At 70.7% G+C, this 15696-nt stretch carries 13 protein-coding genes; 8 read left to right on the forward strand and 5 right to left on the reverse strand.

Annotated features, from left to right (window positions below; all coding sequences use genetic code 11):
- The first annotated feature begins 2 nt into the window (after positions 1 to 2).
- From pelG to U9J39_RS02455, 4 genes are all read left to right on the forward strand, one after another.
- Entirely contained in the window at positions 3 to 1373 is a 1371-nt protein-coding gene (gene pelG, locus U9J39_RS02440; protein ID WP_115682429.1) for an exopolysaccharide Pel transporter PelG, read from the forward strand.
- Positions 1374 to 1622: 249 nt separating this feature from the next.
- Positions 1623 to 2348: a response regulator transcription factor gene (locus tag U9J39_RS02445; protein ID WP_115682430.1), complete on the forward strand. Its 726-nt coding sequence runs from the start codon at positions 1623 to 1625 to the stop codon at positions 2346 to 2348.
- Positions 2341 to 4044, forward strand: coding sequence for a FecR domain-containing protein (locus U9J39_RS02450; protein ID WP_442784878.1), 1704 nt, complete (start codon positions 2341 to 2343; stop codon positions 4042 to 4044). The genes U9J39_RS02445 and U9J39_RS02450 overlap by 8 nt, the downstream gene beginning before the upstream one ends.
- On the forward strand, positions 4022 to 6490 hold the full coding sequence (locus U9J39_RS02455; RefSeq protein WP_326346438.1) for a CHASE2 domain-containing protein: 2469 nt from the start codon (positions 4022 to 4024) through the stop codon (positions 6488 to 6490). The genes U9J39_RS02450 and U9J39_RS02455 overlap by 23 nt, the downstream gene beginning before the upstream one ends.
- 218 nt (positions 6491 to 6708) lie before the next feature.
- Here U9J39_RS02455 and U9J39_RS02460 read toward each other — a convergent pair whose 3' ends face one another.
- Together U9J39_RS02460 and U9J39_RS02465 are read right to left on the reverse strand one after the other, a co-directional pair.
- Positions 6709 to 8100 (reverse strand): heavy metal sensor histidine kinase, encoded by a 1392-nt coding sequence (locus tag U9J39_RS02460; RefSeq protein WP_116313992.1) that lies wholly within the window; start codon positions 8098 to 8100, stop codon positions 6709 to 6711.
- Entirely contained in the window at positions 8097 to 8822 is a 726-nt protein-coding gene (locus tag U9J39_RS02465) for a heavy metal response regulator transcription factor (RefSeq protein WP_115713900.1), read from the reverse strand. Before U9J39_RS02465 ends, U9J39_RS02460 begins: the two co-directional genes overlap by 4 nt.
- 167 nt (positions 8823 to 8989) lie before the next feature.
- Between U9J39_RS02465 and U9J39_RS02470 the strand changes: the two genes are divergently transcribed.
- From U9J39_RS02470 to copD, 4 genes are read left to right on the forward strand one after another with little or no spacing between them, the layout of a single operon-like run.
- Positions 8990 to 10885, forward strand: a complete 1896-nt coding sequence (locus U9J39_RS02470; RefSeq protein ID WP_326346439.1) for a copper resistance system multicopper oxidase — start codon at positions 8990 to 8992, stop codon at positions 10883 to 10885.
- On the forward strand, positions 10885 to 11916 hold the full coding sequence (locus U9J39_RS02475; RefSeq protein ID WP_326346440.1) for a copper resistance protein B: 1032 nt from the start codon (positions 10885 to 10887) through the stop codon (positions 11914 to 11916). The genes U9J39_RS02470 and U9J39_RS02475 overlap by 1 nt, the downstream gene beginning before the upstream one ends.
- A 49-nt stretch (positions 11917 to 11965) precedes the next feature.
- Positions 11966 to 12352 carry a copper homeostasis periplasmic binding protein CopC gene (gene copC / locus U9J39_RS02480; protein ID WP_115702003.1) on the forward strand — a complete coding sequence of 129 codons (387 nt, stop codon included), beginning with the start codon at positions 11966 to 11968 and terminating at the stop codon, positions 12350 to 12352.
- Entirely contained in the window at positions 12353 to 13291 is a 939-nt protein-coding gene (gene copD, locus U9J39_RS02485; protein WP_326346441.1) for a copper homeostasis membrane protein CopD, read from the forward strand.
- Between the two features lie 60 nt (positions 13292 to 13351).
- On the opposite strand, the gene U9J39_RS02490 is transcribed toward copD, so the two are convergent.
- From U9J39_RS02490 to U9J39_RS02500, 3 genes are all read right to left on the reverse strand, one after another.
- Entirely contained in the window at positions 13352 to 13864 is a 513-nt protein-coding gene (locus U9J39_RS02490; RefSeq protein WP_115713897.1) for a DUF6644 family protein, read from the reverse strand.
- Positions 13865 to 13877: 13 nt separating this feature from the next.
- The gene (locus tag U9J39_RS02495) at positions 13878 to 14258 is read right to left on the reverse strand and encodes a DUF6152 family protein (protein ID WP_116313996.1); all 381 of its coding nucleotides are present in this window, start codon (positions 14256 to 14258) and stop codon (positions 13878 to 13880) included.
- 81 nt (positions 14259 to 14339) lie between these two features.
- Positions 14340 to 15674 (reverse strand): tetratricopeptide repeat protein, encoded by a 1335-nt coding sequence (locus U9J39_RS02500; RefSeq protein WP_115683620.1) that lies wholly within the window; start codon positions 15672 to 15674, stop codon positions 14340 to 14342.
- Positions 15675 to 15696: the final 22 nt, after the last annotated feature.

Below are 15696 nucleotides of genomic sequence, written 5' to 3' on the forward strand. Positions count from 1 at the left end.
GCATGGCTGGGATTGGATTCGAGCTGCGCAAGATGCTGCGGCGGGACAACCTGTCCGGCATGCTGAGCGCCTACGCGTATGCCGGCATCATCAGCTCGGGGCCGTGGATCCTGTCGATCGTCGGCATCCTGCTGATCGGCATGCTGAGCCTGCCGTTCGTGGTGCCGGGCACGCTGATCACGCAGTTCCAGGTCTCGGTGACCTACCTGATCGCGGGCAGCCTGATCCTGACCGGGCCGATGCAGCTGTCGTTCACGCGCTTTACCTCGGACCGGCTGTTCGAGAAGCGCGACCACCTGATCCTCAGCAACTACCACGCGGTGGCGCTGCTGGCCACGGTGCTGTCGGGCGGCATCGGCGTGGCGTGCGCGGCGTTCAGCTTCGGCGAGCAGTCGGTGCTGTACCGGCTGCTGATGGTGGCGGGCTTCGTGGTGCTGAGCAATATCTGGATCGCCGCGATCTTCCTGTCGAGCATGAAGCAATACAAGGCCATCGTCTGGACCTTCCTGCTGGGCTACGCGGTCTCGGTGGCGGCCGCGCTGGGGCTGCGCCGCTACGGCATGGAAGGGCTGCTGGGCGGGTTTGTCGCGGGCCAGCTGTGCCTGCTGACCGGCATGGTGACCCTGATCTACCGCAACTACACCAGCCGCCAGTTCATCTCGTTCGAGGTGTTCCGGCGCCGCTATGCCTACCCCAGCCTGGTGGCGATCGGGCTGCTCTACAACCTGGGCATCTGGATCGACAAGTTCATGTTCTGGTACGCGCCGTCCACCGGCCACCAGGTGATCGGGCCGCTGCGCGCGTCGATCATCTACGACATCCCGGTGTTCCTGGCCTACCTCGCCATCATTCCCGGCATGGCGGTGTTCCTGGTGCGAATCGAGACCGATTTCGTCGAATACTACGACGCGTTCTACGATGCGGTGCGCGGCGGCAGCTCGCTCGAGCATATCGAGGACATGCGCAACACCATGGTCCAGACCATCCGGCTGGGCCTGTACGAGATCGTCAAGGTGCAGGCCATTGCCGCGCTGCTGCTGTTCGCGGTCGGTACCTGGGTGCTGCGGCTGCTGGGCATTTCCGAGCTGTACCTGCCGCTGCTGTACGTCGACGTGATCGGCGCCAGCCTGCAAGTGGTGCTGCTGGGCGTGCTCAACATCTACTTCTACCTGGACCGGCGCCGCGAGGTGCTGCTGCTGACCGCGCTGTTCGTGGTGCTGAACTGCGCCCTGACGCTGGTGACGCTGCAGCTGGGGCCGGCCTGGTATGGCTATGGCTTCGCGGTGTCGCTGCTGGTGGTGGTGGCGCTGGCGCTGGCCATGCTGGACCACAAGCTCGAGCGGCTGGAGTACGAGACCTACATGCTGCAATAGCGTGCGCAGGGTGCAATGGTGCCAGGTGGGCACGCCGGCGCACCCCACCTCGGGGCGTCTCGACGGAATGGGCCGCGATTGGGTAACATGGCGGCAGCCGGCGGGCTTCGGCCTGGCCCGCCGGTTCAGATCGACGGCCGCGCCCCCTTGCCAGGGTGAAATACAAAGAATGACTTGCCGGCCGAGCCGTCGACACGCCGTGGCAGAGACCGCAGTTGCAGTCGGAAGCTGGCAGAAGGGTGTAGAGGTATGCGAATTGCATCCGTGGAGGATGATCCGGATCAGGCCGAACTGATCCGGCAGATTTTGGGCGAAGCCGGTTTCGAGTGCGAATCCTTCGCCAACGGTGCCGACTTGCTGCGCGCGCTGCGCGAGCGCGCCTACGACCTGCTGCTGGTCGACTGGCAGCTGCCGGGCACCAGCGGCTATGAGCTGGTCAGCTGGGTGCGGCAAAAGTCCGGCAACATGCCGCCGATCCTGTTCGTCACCAGCCGTACCGCCGAATCCGATATCGTCGACGGCCTGACGGTGGGCGCCGACGACTACATGCTCAAGCCTATCCGCGCCGGCGAGCTGGTCGCGCGCGTGCGCTCGCTGCTGCGTCGCGCCTACCCGGAGGCCGCGCAGGAAGTCGAGCTGATCCGGCGCGGCAACTACACCGTCGATACCCACGCGCGCACCATCACCGTCGGCGGCGAAGCTGCGGTGCTGTCGCCGCGCGAATATGAGCTGGCCCTGTTCCTGTTCCGCAATACCGGGCGCCTGCTGGCGCGCGAAGTGATGGAGCAGGCGGTGTGGGGCCGCGCCATGGGGGCGGGCTCGCGCACGCTCGACACGCATATTTCCCGCTTGCGCCTGAAGCTGGGGCTGCGCCCCGAGAACGGCGTGCGGCTGACCTCGGTGTATTCGCACGGCTATCGTTTCGAGGAGATTTCCGCCGCCGAAGCGCAGGCGGATGAGGACCGCGATGCTTAGGTGCGTGCTTAGGGTCGTGCGTGGTATCGCGCTGGCCGTGCTGGCCGGTGCAGCAGTGCCGGCGCAGGCCGGGCCCGCGGGCGCGCAGGGCGCCGACTTCATCTACGTGGTGGAACCGGGCGATACGCTGATCGGGCTGGCCTCGCGCTACATGGCATCCGAGCAGGGCTGGCGCACGCTGCAGCGCCTGAACGGCGTGGCCGATCCGTACCGGCTGGTGCCGGGGTCGCGCGTGCGCATCCCGCTGAGCCAGATCCCGGAGCAGGCGGCGTCGGCGCGTGTGGTTTACGTCAGCGGCGAGGTGCGCGCCAACGGCCGGCCGGTGCAAGTGGGCATGACCCTTGACGAGGCAGCGCGCATCGAGACTCCCGCCGGCGGCTCGGTCACGCTGGAGCTGCCGGACCGCACCCGCGTCACCTTGCCGCCCGCGACCACGGTGGCGGTGAACCGGCTGCGCACGTTCGCGCGCAGCGGCCTGGTCGATACCGTGATCCGCCTCGACAAGGGGGCCGCCGAGACCCGTGTGGCGCCCGAGGGCGGTGGCGTCGGCCGCTTCGAGATGCATACGCCGATGATGGTGACCGGCGTGCGCGGCACCCGTTACCGGGTTTCGGCAGATGCCGGCGGCAGCCGCAGCGAGGTGCTGCAAGGCCGTGTCGGCGTCAGCGCCGCGCGCGCAAGATCGGCAGCGGCAGCGGCACCGGAGCGCGCGATGACCGCGGCGGCGTCGCTCGAGGCCGGCTTTGGTATCGGCGTGTCGGCGGGCGGCAAGCTGTCGCAGCCGGTGGCGCTGCTGCCGGCGCCGGCCTTGCTGCCGCCGAATGAAACCGTGCTGGGGCCCTCGTTCGAGGCGGCCTGGCAACCGGTGCCGGGCGCCGTGGCCTACCGCGTGCGGGTGGCGCGCGATGCGGCGCTGAGCGAACTGGTCTGGACCGGCACCGCCAGCGGCGCCGATGCCGTCCGGGTGCGGGTCGATGGCCTGCCGGAAGGCACGCTGTACCTGAGCGTCAGCGCCATCGACCGGCACCAGCTGACCGGCCATGACGCGCAGGCGCCGGTCTCGGTGCGGCTCAACCCGCCGGCACCTTTCACGCAGCAGCCCGCCGCGGATGCGGTGCGCTATGCCGATGCCGTGAGTTTCGAATGGGCCACGGTGCCGGGCGCGGCCAGCTACGAGCTGGCGCTCGCCACCGATGCCGCCTTTACCCGCGACGCCGCCGTCCACGCCGCCGCCGCGTCGCCCGCCGCGCAGGCGCTGGCGCCGGGCCGCTGGTGGTGGCGCGTGCGCAGTGTCGATGCGGCGGGACTGACGGGCCCGTGGTCGGACGCGGTGCCGTTCCGCGTCGAGCCCAAGCCGCCGGTTCCCACCCTGCAGGACGACGGCGGCGCGCTGCACATCGGCTGGCCCGATGGCGGCAGCGGCCCCGGCTACCGGGTGCAGCTGGCGGCCGATGCGGGCTTTGCCACGCTGCTGGCGGACGAGCACACCGCCACCAACGCCATCGACCTGCCGCGCCCCGCGCCGGGGGTCTATTTCATCCGCGTGGCGCGCGCCGCGCCCGGCGTGGCGCCCGACCCGGCCGCGTTCTCGGCGCCGCAGCGCATTGAAGTCATCGCCATGCTGCGCGACGGGCAGGGCGGTGCAATCGGTTCGGGCGACCGGGCGGACGGCGGTGGCCGCATCCGGCTCCGCTGACGCAACCCGCGCGCCGGGCGCGCGCGCGGAGCCGCGTGCGGCGGGGCGCGCCTTCGGCCAGCGCACGCTGGTCGAATGGTGCCTGCTGGCCGCCGCGGTGCTGGCGCTGGTAATGCTCGCGGCGCGCCAGGGCTGGACCGAACGCGCCGACCTGGCCGCCTACGACATCGCCATCGGCGCCCAGCCTCATCCCGCCCGCAACGACATCGTCATCGTCGGCATCGACGACGCCAGCATCACCGCCATCGGCCGCTGGCCATGGCGGCGCGCGGTGCTGGCGCAGCTGATCGAACGCATCGCCGCCGGTGGCCCGCGCGTGATCGGCGTCGACGTGATCCTGTCCGAGCGCGATACCCGCTATCCGCAGGACGACGCCGTGCTGGCGCGCAGCATGGCGCTGGCCGGCAACGTGGTGCTGCCGGTGCTGGCCGAGCCCGGTCCCGCCGGGATGCTGGTGCGCTACCCGCTGGCCGGACTGGGCGCCGCCGTCGGCCATATCAACATGGTGGTCGATACCGATGGCGTGGCGCGCCAGGTCTACCTGCGCGAAGGCCCGCATCCGGTCGCTGCCGCTGGCGTGCCGCACCTGGCCGCGGTGATGGCTGGCTTCGGCCGCGCGGGCGCGCTGCCAGAGAACGTGCGCCACGAGCCCGCCGTGGTCGCCGAAGCCAATGGCTGGGAACGCAGCGGCCGCCTGCGCATCCCCTACGCCGGCCCGCCCGGCACCTTCGCCCGCGTGTCGGTGCGCGACGTGCTCGATGGCCGCGTCGATCCGACCATGTTTGCCGGCAAGGCGGTGCTGATCGGCGCGCTTGCCACCGGCATGGGCGACGTGCTGCCGACACCGGTCTCGCGTGACGGCCGCGGCATGAGCGGCGTAGAGATTCTGGCCAACACGGTGCAGGCGGTGAGCGACGGCGATGCCATTGTCGCGGTGTCGCCGGCATGGCAGGCCGGCGGCACGTTGCTGGCGGTGCTGCTGGCGGCGCTGGCGGCGCTGCGGCTGCCGCCGCGCGGCGCGCTGGTCGCCACCGGGCTGCTGCTGTCCGGCCTGCTGCTGGGGTCGCTGGCGCTGCTGGCGCTGGCGCGGCTATGGTTCGCGCCGGCCGCCGCGGCGCTGGGCTGCGTGCTGTTCTATCCGTTGTGGAGCTGGCTGCGCCAGGAAGCGGCGTTGCGCTTTCTCAGCGACGAGCTGGCGCGGCTGGAGCGCGAGCCCGGCGTGATGCCCGCGCCGCGCCACCCCGGCGCCACGCTCGACAGCCGCATGCGCGCGGTCTACGGCATGAGCGCGCAGCTGCGCGGCCTGCGCCGCTTCCTTTCCGACGGGCTGGAAAGCCTGCCCGATGCCACCGCCATCTGCGACCTCGACGGCGGCGTGCTGCTGGCCAACCGGCGCTGCGTGGCGCTGGCCCCGGCGCTGCTGGCGCGCGTACCGGAAGGGCCGGTGGAGCCTGGCCTGTCGCGTCCCGGCATCCGCGCGCTGATCGAGGCGGTGTGCCCGGCACCGGCACCGGCGCTGGCCTACTGGCAGGCGCTGCACGATCGCTACGCCGGCGCACCGGCGGCGTGGACCCAGGCCGCGGCGCCGGTGCCCGAGGGCGGCATCGAAGTGTCCGGGCGCGGCGACCGCCGCTACCTGCTGCATGGCGCGCCGCTGCATGGCGAATCCGGCGCCGTGGCGGGCCTGATCGTCAGCGTGATCGACATCACCGCGATCCGCCTGGCGGAGCGCCAGCGCGAGCAGATGCTGCGTTTCCTGTCGCACGACATGCGCTCGCCGCAGGCGTCGATCCTGGCGCTGATCGAACTGGAACAGCGTCGCGCGCATCAGGCGGGCTCCAGCACCGGCGATGCCGCCGCAGGCAGCGGCGTGCTGGCCCGCATCGGCGCGCATGCGCGCCGCACGCTGACGCTGGCCGACGATTTCATCAGCGTCGCGCGCGCGGAGTCGAAGGCGCTGGCGTTCATGGAGGTGGAGCTCGGCGGGCTGGTGCTCGACGCCACCGATCAGTTATGGGCGCTGGCCAGGGCGCGCGAGGTGTCCTTGCAGATCGACCTGCCCGACGACCCCGCGGTGCTGCAGGGCGAACCCGCGTTGCTGGTGCGCGCCATCGCCAACCTGGTCAGCAATGCGATCAAGTTCAGCCCCGCGGGCGGGACCGTGACGGTGTCGCTGACGCGCGCGCCGGAGCGCTTCGTGGTGGCCGTGCAGGATCATGGGCCGGGCATCGCCGAGGCTGACCAGGCGCGGCTGTTCGAGCCATTTGCGCGGCTGCACGAAGGCCAGCAGGGCGCGCCGGAAGGGACCGGCCTGGGCCTGGTGCTGGTGCGCGCCGTGGCCGAGCGACATGGCGGCCAGGCCAGCGTGCGCAGCCAGCCCGGCATGGGTGCGGTGTTCCGCATCGAGCTGCCGTTTTCCGCGACCTCGCAGCCTGCCTCGGCATGACGTGATCGCGGCCCGGCACGCGTTTCAGGGCACTGCCTGTTACGGCCGCCGACACAATTGTTGGCAGTCGCAAACGGGGGATTTGCGTAGCATCGGAGCACCGCTGGAGCCGCATCCGGCGGTCTTCACGCCCACGCCAGCTCCCCCACGGCTGTAACTGGCGTGGGCGGCTTTTTCTTGCCCAAGGCGCGAAAGGAAGCGCAAAACCAAGCGCAAAACTAAGCGGGGAACGTCAGGGTAAAACGCGTCTTGCCCGCCTCTGACGACACGCCGATTGCGCCACCGTGCGCGGTTACGATGGCCTGCGTGATCGCCAGCCCCAGCCCCAGTCCCGCGCCATCCGACTCGGGCCGCGCGCGCGACTTGTCGGCGCGGAAGAAGCGGTCGAACAGCGCGGGCAGCAACTCCGGACGGATGGTCTCGCCTTCGTTCTCCACCACCACCTGCACCGCGTTGGCGCCGGGCGTGATCTCGACCACGATGCCCTTGCCCGCGGGTGTATGCCGCAGCGCATTCGACAACAGGTTGCTCAGCGCCCGGCGCAGCATCAGCCGGTCGCCGGTGATGCGGCCGCGGCCGCGCAGCGCGAGCCGCACGCCCTTGTCCTCGGCGAGCGCATCGTAGAAGTCGAACAGCGCCCCGACTTCATCCGCCACCTCGATCGGTTCCGCGCTGGGCAGCGTGATGCCATGCTCGGTCTTCGCCAGGTACAGCATGTCCGAGACCATGCGCGACAGTCGCTGCAACTCTTCCATGTTCGAGGACAGCACGTCGCGGTAGCGCGCCGCATCGCGCGGCTGCGACAGCACCACCTGGGTCTGCGTCATCAGGTTGGTGATCGGCGTGCGCAGCTCGTGCGCCAGGTCCGAAGAGAATTCCGACAGGCGCGCGAAGTCGCGCTGCAGGCGCTCCAGCATCGCGTTGAGGTTGGCGGCCAGGTCAGCCATTTCCACCGGCACGGTCTCGACCGGCATGCGCGCGTCGAGCTTGTGCGCGGTGACGGCGCGCGCGCGCGAGGCCATGGTGCGCAGCGGCGACAGCCCGCGGCGCGCCGCCCACCAGCCCAGCAGCCCGCTCGCCAGCGCCGCCAGCGTGCCGTAGAAGGCCAGCGTGTTGCGGAACGCGTGCAGGAAGTGGTCATGCAGCGCCGTGTCCATGCCGACCAGCACCCGCAGCGCGCCCGGCTGGCCGCCCGACTGTGCACCAGCATGCGCCAGCCGCGCGCGCAGGCCGCGGTAGGTCTGGCCCTGCTGTTCCCAGGCAAAGGCGTCGTTTCCTGCCGGCGCCTGCGCGGCGGCAGCCAGCGCCGGGCGGAAGTCGAAATCCCGCGTGGCGTACAGGCGCTTGCCATCGGCGCCACGCACTTCGGCGACGAAGCCGGCATGGTGTTCCAGCGCCGGCCCCAGCCGTTGCGGCAGTGACGCCGCCGGGCCGTCGGCGGCGATCTTCTCGATCAGCCGCACGTTGTCAGCCAGCACCGCGTAGTCCTCGTCGGCGAAATGATCGTCGATCGCCAGCCAGATCAGCACCCCCAGACCCAGCAGCACTGCCGCCGACGACAGCGAGAACAGGATGGTGAGTCGTGCCGTCAGCGACAGCCGGGGCGTCATGTGGGCCGCCCGTCGTGTGCCGGCGGCGCGTCTGCTTCATCGGCGGCTTCGGGCGCTTCCAGCACATAGCCCATGCCGCGCACGGTCTGGATCAGGCGGGCCTCGAAGCCGTCGTCGATCTTGGCGCGCAGGCGCCGGATCGCGACGTCGATGACATTGCTGTCGCTGTCGAAGTTCATGTCCCACACCTGCGAGGCGATCAGCGAGCGCGGCAGCACCTCGCCGCGGCGGCGCGCCAGCAATTCCAGCAACGCAAACTCCTTGCTGGTCAGCGTGATGCGGCGGCCGGCGCGCGTGGCGCGGCGGCGGGTCAGGTCCAGCACCAGGTCGGCCACCTGGATGCGGTCCAGCGTCATCTGCGCAGTGCCGCGGCGCAGCAGCGTGCGCACGCGCGCCAGCAGTTCGGAGAAGGCGAATGGCTTGACCAGGTAGTCGTCGGCGCCCAGCTCGAGGCCCTTGACGCGGTCGGCCACGCTGTCGCGCGCGGTCAGGAACAGCACCGGCACCGGGTTCTGCCCCGCGCGCAGCGCCTGCACGATGCGCCAGCCATCGACGTCCGGCAGCATCACGTCCAGGATGATCAGGTCATAGGGCTCGGTCATGGCCATGTGCTGGCCGTCCAGCCCGTTGCGCACCAGGTCGACGACGAAGCCCGCCTCCGTCAGTCCCTGGCGCAGGTATTCGCCGGTCTTGGATTCGTCCTCCACCACAAGCAGTTTCATCAGCGCTTTCCTTATGCGATTGGCCCCTGGTACAAGGCCGGCCAACTCTACGCCGGCGTTGCCGGCGCCAACATGACCGCAAGATTACCGGATTGTCATGTTCCGGTCAGACCTCGGTAGGGTGGCGCTGGCTACGCTTGGCGTGCCAACTAACCGAACCGACTGACATGCGACGCCATCCAAGCCCCGGCCGCCCAGCGCTGCCACTTTTGCTGCCCGACCCGCTCTCCGGATTGCCTGATCTCCGGCGCCGCCGCTTCGTGCAGGGGCTGGCCGCCGGCGGCGTGGTGGCCGGCCTGGCCGGGTTTGGCGGCAGCGCCTGGGCGCAGCATGCGGGGCACGGCGGCGGCGCGCGCGAGGGACAGCCCGCCCCCGCGGGCAGCGGTGCCGGCCCGGTGCTGCGCGGCACCGAGTTCGACCTGGTGATCGGCGAAGCGCTGGTCAACTACACCGGCAAGCCGGCCATCGCCACCACCATCAACGGCATGCTGCCCGGCCCGACGCTGCGCTGGCGCGAGGGCGACACCGTCACCATCCGCGTGACCAACCGCCTGCGCGAGGCCACCTCGATCCACTGGCACGGCATCATCCTGCCCTACCAGATGGACGGCGTGCCCGGCATCAGCTTCCCGGGCATCCCGCCCGGCGAGACCTTTACCTACTGCTTCAAGGTCGCGCAGACCGGCAGCTACTGGTATCACTCGCACTCCGGCTTCCAGGAGATGACCGGCGTGTACGGCGGCATCGTCATTGATCCCGCCTCCGGGCACGAGCGCGCGCACGCCGACCGCGACCATACCGTGCTGCTGTCGGACTGGACCGACGAAGATCCGATGCGGGTGCTGAACAAGCTCAAGATCCAGGGCGACTACTACAACTACAACCAGCCCACGGTGGTCGACTTCTTCCGCGACGTGTCGCGCGACGGCCTGAAGCAGGCGCTGGACAAGCGCCGCATGTGGAACCAGATGCGGATGAGCCCGACCGACCTGGCGGACCTGTCCAGCGCCACCCTGACCCACCTGGCCAACGGCGTCACGCCGGCGGGCAACTGGACCGGCCTGTTCCGCCGCGGCGAGACCGTGCGCCTGCGCTTTATCAACGGTTCGGGCAACACCTTCTACGACGTGCGCATCCCCGGCCTCAAGCTGCGCGTGGTGCAGGTCGACGGCCAGGACATCGAGCCCGTCAGCGTCGACGAATTCCGCTTCGGTCCCGGCGAGACCTGCGACGCGATCGTGACGCCGCAGGACGACGCCTACACCCTGTTCGCCCAATCGATGGACCGCACCGGCTATGCGCGCGGCACGCTGGCGGTGCGCGAAGGCCTGTCGGCGCCGGTGCCCGCGCTGGACCGGGCCGAATGGCTGACCATGACCGACATGATGGGCGCGATGACCGGCCATGGCGGCCATGGAGCAGATGGCGGCCACGGTGCTCACGCCGGCCATGGCGCGATGCCGATGGCGGGCATGGACCACGCCGGCATGGATCACAGCCAGCACGCGATGGCGCCCACCGATGCGCTGCGGGTGCCCAGCAAGACCGCGCGCCATGCCCGCACCGAATACGGCGCCAGCACCGACATGCGCGTCGACATGGCCCGCACCAACCTCGACGACCCCGGCATCGGCCTGCGCAACAACGGCAGGCGCGTGCTGACGCTGGCCGACCAGCACACCATCGGCGGGGCCATGGATGCGCGCGGGCCGGGGCGCGAGGTCGAGTTGCACCTGACCGGCAATATGGAGCGCTATACGTGGTCGTTCGACGGGGTCGAGTTCGGCAACTCCACGCCGATCTACTTCAAGCATGGCGAGCGGCTGCGCGTGATCCTGCACAACGACACCATGATGACCCACCCCATGCACCTGCACGGCATGTGGAGCGAGCTGGAGGCGCCCGACGGCAGCTTCCAGGCGCGGCGCCACACCATCCCGGTGCAGCCGGCGCAGCGCATCAGCTTCCTGGTCACGGCCGATGCCCTGGGGCGCTGGGCCTGGCATTGCCACCTGATGCTGCATATGGATGCGGGCATGTTCCGCGAAGTGGTGGTGGCTTGATGAAGCAAGCTGAACTCTCGATTGTCATGCCCGGATACAAGAAGACCATGCTCGCCGCGGCGCTGGCGCTGGGCGCCATGAGCGCAGCCTTTGCGCAGGACCCGCATGCCGGCCATGCGCACGGCCATGGCCAACAGGCCGCGCCGGCCGCGCCTGCCGCGATGCAAGGGATGGACCATAGCCAGATGCAAGGGATGGACCAGCCGGAGATCCAGACCATGGACGGCGCCAACGCGCCGCCGCAAGAGTCGGCCCCGGCGATGGACCATGGCGACATGAAAATGCAGGGCGGCAGCGCACCGCCCGACGCGCGCGACCCGCACGCCTATTCCGGCGGCTACCAGCTCGGCGTCGGCCAGTACGCACTGGGCGACAAGCGCCAGCTGGTGATGGCCGACGAGCACCTGTTCGCGTCGGTGCTGGTCGACCGCCTGGAATGGGCCCATGCCAACGGCCACAATGCCGCCGCCTACGAGGCGCAGGCATGGTTCGGCAACAGCTTCGACAAGCTGGTGCTCAAGGCCGAGGGCGAGGCCTCCAGGGGCAAGCTGCACGAAGCCCGCACCGAGCTGCTGTGGGGCCATGCCGTGGCCAGCTACTGGGACACCCAGCTGGGCCTGCGCAACGACGCCGGCAGCGGGCGCCCGGCGCGCAACTGGCTGGCGTTCGGCGTGCAGGGCCTGGCGCCGTACTGGTTCGAGGTCGATGCCACCGCCTATGTCGGCACCAGCGGCCGCACCGCGCTGCGGCTGTCGGCGGAGTATGAACTGCTGCTGACGCAGCGCCTGATCCTGCAGCCGCGCATCGAGGCCAACCTCTATGGCAAGAACGACCCCGAAGTGGGCATCGGCAGCGGCTTGTCCAACGGCACCGTGGGGCTGCGGCTGCGCTATGAGTTCAGCCGGCAGTTCGCCCCGTATATCGGCGTCGAGCGCTACCAGAGCTTCGGCAATACCGCGGACATGATCCGCAGCGCCGGCGGCAAGTCGGGCGAAACGCGCTTCGTCGCCGGCGTGCGCGTGTGGTTCTGACGCGGTCGCCCGGATCATCCCACTTCTACATCCCTCAGCGGAGACCCTCATGCATGCCAATCGCCCCCTGATCCACGCCATGATTGCGGCCACTGCCGCGCTGGCCAGCAGCCTTGCCTTCGCGCATCCCAAGCTGGAAGCGTCGGCGCCCGCCGACAAGGCCGAGGTGCCCGCGCCGCAGAAGATCGAGCTGCGCTTCTCCGAGAACCTCGTCACCCAGTTTTCCGGCGCCAACCTGGTGATGACCGGGATGCCGGGCATGGCCAACCATGCGCCGATGAAGATGGCGGTGAAGGTCTCGGGCAGCGATGACCCCAAGACCATGGTCATCACCCCCACGCAGCCGCTGCCGCCGGGCAGCTACCGGGTGGACTGGCGCGCGGTCTCTTCCGACACCCATCCCGTCAATGGCAACGTCACGTTCACGGTGAAGTAATTGGCGCAGCCGCAATGGCTGGCCGCCGGGCTGCGCCTGGCGCTTTATCTCGACCTCGCGCTGGTGTTCGGGCTGCCGCTGTTCTGCCTCTACGCACTGCATCGGGATGAACGCGCCGGCCGCTTCGCGCGCCGTTGCCGGGCGCTCGCGCTGGGTGGCGCCGGCATGGGCATCGCGCTGTCGCTGCTGGCGCTGGTCGAGATGGCGCGCGCCATGACGGGCGTGTCGGACTATGCCGCGCTGCAGGCCCATGCGCTGGCGATGATCGTCACCGGGACCGATTTCGGCGTGGCCTGGTGCGCGCGCGTGGCGGCGCTGCTGTTGTTCGTGCTGGCCGGCATGCGCCTGCACCGCTTGCGCGCGCACTGCGCCGTGCTGGCCGCGTATGGCGGCGTGGCGCTGGCCACGCTGGCGTGGGGCGGGCATGGCGCGATGCACGACGGTGCGGTGCGCTACCTGCACCTGGCGTCGGACGTGACCCACCTGCTGGCCGCGGGCGCATGGGTGGGGGCGCTGGCGGCGTTCCTGCTGATGGCGTGGCCCGGGCCGCCGCCGCACCGCGAGGCCCTTGCGCTGCTGAGCCGCAGCACCAACGGCTTCGCGCGCATCGGTACCGGGATCGTGGCCCTGCTGGTGATTACCGGCGCGCTCAATTACTGGTTCATCGTCGGGCCGGTGCTGCCGGAATTTGCGCCGATGTCCTATGGCGGGCTGCTGGCGGCCAAGCTTGCGCTGTTTGCCACCATGCTCGGGCTGGCGGCGGCGAACCGGTTTGCGCTGGCGCCGCGGCTGGAAGCGGCGGCGCGCACCGGCGAGCGGGGCCCGGCGCTGCAGGCAGTCCAGGCGCTGCGGCGCAGCCTGCTGCTGGAAGCCGGCACCGCCGCGCTGGTGCTGGCGCTGGTGGCGGTGCTGGGCATGCAGTCGCCGACGCCGGCATGACTGCCGCGGGCTGGCACTCGCGGCATGGGCCAGCCAATGCTTGCGCGCCGGCGTGCCGCTTCAGACATAAGCGATCAGCCGTCCGGCGCAGATCACCAGCAGCCAGGCGGCAATGGACAGGATGGCGTTCAGGCGGACGCCGGCAGGCGGCGGGGCGTCGGCGTCCCAGCCGCGTTCACGGTCATGCAGGCTGCGGCTGGGCCCGGCGTGGAACCACAACACGTTGGCGAGCGCCAGCGCGATCAGCCCCAGCTTGGCGAGGAACGCGGGGTTGGCGGCCAGTTCGTCGGCATGGGCCACGAACAGCAGCACGCCGCTGGCCGCGACGGCGAAGAAGGCGCCGATGGTGAAGGGCAGCGCATGGCGCAGCAGCAGGCTGACCGGCAGGCGCCGGCCAAGCCCCGCCAGCCGCATGTCGACCACGACGATGGAGCCGAACAGCAGCGCCATGCCGGCGAGGTGGACGATCTCCACCGCGGGATAGGCCCACGCCGAACTGCGCAGCGCCGTCGCGAACGGCAGCCGCGCCAGCGCGCCGGCCCATTCCGTCCAGGTGGTGAAGAGCGCCGGCATGCGGCGTGCCGGCTCAGCGCAGCTCGACCGTCTTGCCGTCCACGGTGATGCGCTCGGCGCGCAGCTCGTCCGGTTTTTCCTTGCTGGCGTAGCCGACCAGCGTGACCTCGCGGCCCACCGCGACCTTGTCCGAGGTCGCGCCGCGCGCTTCCATGCGCGACACGGGCGCCAGCACCGCGAGCCAGCGCTTGCCGCCGGCGTCGATGCGGATATGCGCGTGCGGGTTCTCGTAATGGCTTTCGACGATCTTGCCGGTCAGCGTCATCGGTTTGGCCTCGTCATAGGTCGACCAGCCGTGGTGGGCGATGGCCGGCACGGCCGCCATGGCCAGGGCGGCGGCGCCGAGGATGGGGCGGAGCAGGGCGGGACGGAACAGGGCGCGGATGCTGGGCATGGCGGGTCTCCGGTCAGGACAGGTGCAGTATAGGCGCCCGTGTCCGTCCTTGCGGCCCTTGCCGCCGCGCCGGCCAGCGCCTCAGGGTTGCGCGCGGCAGGTGTCGGCGCGCTGCACCAGCCGGCGCAGGCTCGGGCTGACGGGCTTGAGCGCGGCGCGCTCGGCGGTGAGCGCGAGCGCCAGGTTGCCGCTGCCGCTGCGCAGCGCCGCTTCGAGCAGGGTCAGGCCGATCACGTCGCGCTGCGCGTGGCTGCCGCCGAAGCGGTGGGCCACCAGGCGCACCGGCACCAGCAGCTCGATGGCGGTGGCGTAATCGCCCTGTGCGAACGCGATCAGCGCATCGGCGACCGGCAGCCCCACCTCGCGCGACATCATCGCGTTGGTGCCGTTGCCCAGCGCGGCCCGCTCCAGTGCGGCGCGCACCTGGTCGGCCGCGGCGGGGCGCTGCGCGCCCAGGCTGGCCATCACCGCATGCACGTCGTTGAAGGCGTAATAACCGGCCGCACCGCGGCCGAGCCAGTCATCCGCCACTGCATGCCAGCGCCGGCCCACGTCGACGCCGCGCAGCTGCAGCCGCCACAGCAGCGCCGAGGCATCGACCAGGTCCAGCGCGATCGCCGGCGCGGGCCGGCTGATGGCGCGGTCGTACAGCGCGAGCACCTCGTCGGTCCGGTCGTCTTCCAGCAGAAACAGCGCCAGGTGCCACCAGTTATGCACCGCCAGCATGTTGTCGTCGGCCCAGTCCTGGCGCCGGCCTTCGAGCCAGGCAATGCCGTCGTCGGTCCGGCCCTGCATCTCCATCACGTGCGCGACCGCATGCACGGCCCACGGGTCGCGCGGCTGGCATTCCAGCGCGCGCCGTCCGGCTTCTTCGGCGCGTTCGTAGAGCTGCGTCTCTTCCAGGCCGAACGCGTGCATGCCGAGCACGTAGCCGTAGCCGGGCATGGCGGCGTCCCAGTGCGGCAGCGCCCGCGCCACGCGGTCGCGCAGCATGGTCGACTGGCCCAGCAGGAAGTCGCCCAGGTGCGCGGTCTGCAGCGCCAGCAGGTCGCGTGGATAATCGATCACGATGTCGCCATAGCAGCGCACCGCGCGCTCGAAGTCCCCGTCGAGCCAGGCGCGCGCCGCGGCGATATGGCGGCGCTCGCGCTCATTGGCGCGGGCGTGCAGGGCCTCGCCGGCCTCGACGCTCTGGCGCAGCATGGGCTCGGCGGTGCCGTCGCCGGAGGTTACCATCAGCGCGGCGCGCAGCGCGTGGCCCATGGCGAAGCCGGGGTCGTCGGCCAGCGCCGCGTCGATCACGGCGAGCGGGTCGCCGTAGTAGCCGTTCAGCAGGCGCAGGGCGGTCTCGTACTGCGCCACCGAGCGCGTGTTCAGGGTCGAGACCGCGAGGTCCCTGGAATCCGTCAGTGCCATGACCGTCTCCGTGCGCCCGCGC

It is taken from the genome of Cupriavidus sp. SS-3, assembly GCF_035818815.1.
In the GTDB taxonomy this organism is placed as follows: domain Bacteria; phylum Pseudomonadota; class Gammaproteobacteria; order Burkholderiales; family Burkholderiaceae; genus Cupriavidus; species Cupriavidus taiwanensis_C.